The sequence below is a fragment of the Streptomyces prasinopilosus genome (assembly GCF_001419695.1).
Classification (GTDB): Bacteria; Actinomycetota; Actinomycetes; order Streptomycetales; family Streptomycetaceae; genus Streptomyces; species Streptomyces prasinopilosus.
Map to the genome: position 1 here is coordinate 1 of NZ_LIRG01000642.1, position 2,011 is coordinate 2,011.

Annotated in this window: 1 protein-coding gene; it reads right to left on the minus strand. The window is 74.0% G+C overall.

Translation table 11 applies throughout. The features are described 5' to 3' along the window. Nucleotides 1–67: 67 nt before the first annotated feature. Nucleotides 68–1,888, minus strand: coding sequence for an AMP-dependent synthetase/ligase (locus AOK18_RS23825; RefSeq protein WP_055695666.1), 1,821 nt, complete (start codon nucleotides 1,886–1,888; stop codon nucleotides 68–70). Between the last annotated feature and the right edge of the window lie 123 nt (nucleotides 1,889–2,011).

The window sequence follows — 2,011 nt, forward strand, 5'->3', positions numbered from 1 at the left end:
GCGGCCGTCGAGGTGCGCGGTGGGCGCGGCCGCCGTCGGGGACCGGGTGGGTGGGGCGGCGTCGCCGTCAGTCGGCGTAGAGCTCCGTCAGTTCGGCGGCGTGCCGGTCGCGGATGACGCGGCGGCGCATCTTCAGCGACGGCGTCAGCTCACCGGTCGCCGGCCCCCATTCCCGGGCCAGCAGCCGGTACCGCTTGACCTGTTCGGTCCGGTTGAGCCGGGTGTTGGCCGCGGCGACCGCGCGGTCGACCTCCGCGCGCACGGCGGGGTGGGCGGCCAGGGCCGCGAGGTCGCCGCCGGTGTCGACGCCGTGGGCGGCGGCCCAGGCGGGGGCGGCCTCCGGGTCGAGCACCAGCAGGGCGACGAGGTAGGAACGGTTGTCGCCGTGCACCAGTGCCTGCCCGATCAGGGGGTGTTCCTTCAGGGTGTTCTCCACCAGGGCCGGGGAGACGTTCTTCCCGGTCGAGGTGATGATCATCTCCTTCTTCCGGTCGGTGAGCCACACGTAGCCGTCGTCGTCGATCCGGCCGACGTCCCCCGTGGCCAGCCATCCGTCGTCGTCCACCGCCGACCGCACCGAACCGTCCTGCTGGAGGTATCCGGAGAAGACGGAGGCGCCCCGCACCTCGAGCTCCCCGTCCTCGGCGAGGCGGACCTCCACGGACGAGACCGGGCGCCCGACCGAACCCAGCCGGAAACCGGTGCGGGGACTGTTGGTGGTGGCCACGCCCGTCGTCTCGGTCAGGCCCCACGCGTCCATGATCACGATTCCCAGGCCGGACCAGAACCTCACCACGTCCAGGGGCATGGGCGCGGAGGCGCTGGCGGTCCAGGTCACCCGGTCGAGTCCGCCCGCGGCCAGCAGCGGCTGGAGCACCTCCTCCCGCATCCGGGCGTACGCCTCCTCCAGCGCGGGGGGCGGCGTCTCCCCACGTTCCCGGAAAGCGACGTGCTCGCGGGCCACCTCCATGGCCTTCTCCACGCCCCGGCGCTGCTCCTCGGCCAGCAGGGCCAGTCCGGCGCGCACCGCCACGGCCAGCTTCTCCCAGATTCTCGGCACACCGAAGAACTGCCGCGGCCGCACCTCGCGCACCGTCGCGGCGACGGCGGTCGGGTCGGCGCACAGGTAGACGTGCGAGGCGCGGTGGCAGGGCAGGTAGATGCCCAGCATGCGTTCCGCGATGTGGGCGAACGGCAGGTAGCAGATGTGCTCGACGTGCGGCGGCAGTTCCACCGCCGCGTCGAGCGCGAGGGCGTTGGCGATCACCTGACGATGGGTCAGGACCACGCCCTTGGGCTCGCCGGTGGTGCCCGAGGTGTAGACGACGGTCACCGGGTCGTCGGGGCCGGCCGTGTCCAGGGACTTCTCGAACGACTCCGGGACGGGTGCGCGGGTCAGGGCCGCGTAGGGCAGGTGGGGTCCCTCCTCGCCGGGTTCCACGACGACGAGGCGGGTCAGCGGAGTGGCCGTGTCGTCCAGCAGCGGCGCCCACACCCCGGCCTGCGCGGCGCCCTCCACGACGGCCAGCGCGGCACGGCAGTTGCGGGCGATGTGACGGATCTGCTCGGGTGCCGAGGTGCCGTAGACGCTGACGGGCACGGCGCCGAGGCGGACCAGGGCGAGGTCGGACAGCCAGTGCTCGGAGCGATCGGCCATCATCAGCAGCACGTGGTCGCCGCGGCCGACGCCGAGCGCCGCGTATCCGGCGGCGAGTCGCCCGGTGTGCTCCCGGACCTGCGCCCAGTCGAGCGTGACCCATCCCGTGCCGTCCGGTGCGCGCCAGGACAGGGCGGGCCGGTCCGGGTGGGCGCGGGCGTTGTGCTCCACGATCAGCGGCAGCGTGGACGGTGTCGCCGGTTCCCCGGCGGTGCTCGGGGCTGGTGTCATGACGGCCTCCTGGCGGGCTGGGCGAAGCGGGGGGTGGCGGGCAGGCGGTGGGGGGCGTGCGGGTGCGTCAGTCGGCGGTGAAGGTCGCGCCGCGCTCGGCCTTGTGGAGCAGCAGGGCCGGCG